Source organism: Acidisoma sp. 7E03 (assembly GCF_054665075.1).
Genome location: NZ_BAAFHE010000046.1, coordinates 1 through 1,799, shown reverse-complemented (window position 1 = coordinate 1,799; position 1,799 = coordinate 1). Strand labels below are relative to the sequence as shown.

The 1,799-nt window shown below is 60.0% G+C and carries 1 protein-coding gene and 1 pseudogene; both read left to right on the top strand.

What is annotated here, in order from left to right:
* Nucleotides 1-159: 159 nt before the first annotated feature.
* A complete protein-coding gene (istA, locus tag ACYQ6W_RS22575; protein ID WP_459678537.1) occupies nt 160-1,356 on the top strand; it encodes an IS21 family transposase in 1,197 nt (398 codons plus the stop codon).
* Nucleotides 1,357-1,427: 71 nt separating this feature from the next.
* Nucleotides 1,428-1,556, top strand: a pseudogene (locus ACYQ6W_RS22570) (IS6 family transposase); the annotation flags it as partial.
* Nucleotides 1,557-1,799 lie beyond the last annotated feature (243 nt).

Sequence of the window (1,799 nt, the reverse complement as noted above, 5' to 3'; positions counted from 1 at the left end):
CACCATGTATGGACGAGCTGGATTCCAACTCCTCCGCGCCCGGATCCTTCACTCGCACTAGCCAGTCGATTTGCACGCTTTATGCGGAAGAGCCGAGATTTGACCCATGTTTCAACGTGCTTCTGTCGTGTTTTGGCGGAGGCGCATGGAGTGTTGGACATGGCATTTCTGAGCATCATCCGCCGCTGGCATCTGCGGGAGCATGTGCCGATCCGTGAGATTTCGCGCCGAACGGGCGTATCGCGGAATACGGTACGCAAATATCTTCGGGCCGGGACAGTGGAGCCGAAGTTCAAGCTTCCTGATCGGCCGAGCAAGCTGGATGCGTTCTCGGAGCAGTTGACGGCCTGGCTCAAGCGAGAGGCCGGGCGATCGCGGAAGCGGAAAGGTACGCTTCGCCAGCTTTACCTTGATCTTGTCGCCCTGGGGTATGACGGGTCCTATAACCGGGTGGCGGCTTTTGCCCGGGTCTGGCGTGAGGAATGCCAGCGCCTACAGCAGACGAGCGGACGGGGTATCTTTGTGCCGCTGGCGTTCGCGCCAGGCGAAGCCTTCCAGTTCGACTGGAGCGAGGATCATGCCGTGATCGGCGGTGCGCGCGTCAAGCTGCAGGTCGCACACACCAAGCTTAGCTACAGCCGAGCCTTCATTATCCGTGCCCATCAGCTCCAGACCCATGAGATGCTGTTCGATGCGCATAATCATGCGTTCCGGGTTTTGGGGGGCGTGCCGCGGCTCGGGATCTACGACAACATGCGCACGGCCGTGGACAAGGTCGGCCGCGGCAAGGCGCGCATCATCAACATGCGCTTCCAGGCGATGACCAGCCATTATCTCTTCGAGCCGGAGTTCTGTAATCCGGCCGCGGGCTGGGAGAAGGGCCAGGTCGAGAAGAACGTTCAGGATGCTCGCCACCGCCTCTGGCAGACGGCGCCACCCATGGAGAGCCTGGACGCATTGAACGTCTGGCTCGAGGACCGCTGCCGGGCCCTGTGGGGCCAGCAGGAGAAAGCGCAGGGTCGTGCCGGGCAGATCGCGGCGCGTCTCATCCACTCCGACCTCGTGGTCCTCGATGAGCTCGGCTACCTGCCGTTCAGCGCCTCAGGAGGCGCTTTGCTGTTCCATCTGCTCGGCAAGCTTTACGAGCGCACCAGTGTTGTCATCACCACCAACCTCAGCTTCAGCGAGTGGTCCAGCGTCTTTGGCGACGCCAAGATGACCACGGCCCTGCTGGATCGTCTTACGCACCACTGCCACATCCTGGAGACCGGCAACGACAGCTTCCGCTTCAGGAATAGCTCCGCGCAGAAAACCCAAAAGCGAAAGGAGAAGACCCTTCCCTTGACGACATCCTGACCCAAAAACATAAATCACCTGGGTCAATTCTCGATGGAACGCCCGGGTCAGATCCCAACGGAAATCAATAGGCCGAGGTTTCGCACCAACCGACACGACGACGAGAACGACAGATGCAGCGGTTCAAATCGGAAAGTCCGGCACAGCGCTTCCTATCCGCTCATAGCCGCATTCATTCTCACTTTCAGCTTCGCCGTCCGCATGATCTTGCAACTGTCGCCGCCCCCGATTTGCTTCCAACGCACCAACCTGACAAAGCCGACGGGAGTTGGGGCTACTCGAGCAGTCGCATCTCCACCGTTCTCACAGCCTGGGTGGGCGAAGATACTAGGATCTGTTGACAAAAGGACTTTCCTGCGAGGGCCGTTCGTGATTCAAAGCTGGCCTTTGCGGAGGCTGGCGCGTGCGTGGCGATCTGACGGACCAAGAGTGGGCGATCATAG

Coding starts and splice junctions, on each gene's coding strand:
- istA (WP_459678537.1), top strand. CDS start 160: ATGGCATTTCTGAGCATCATCCGCCGCTGGCATCTGCGGGAGCATGTG.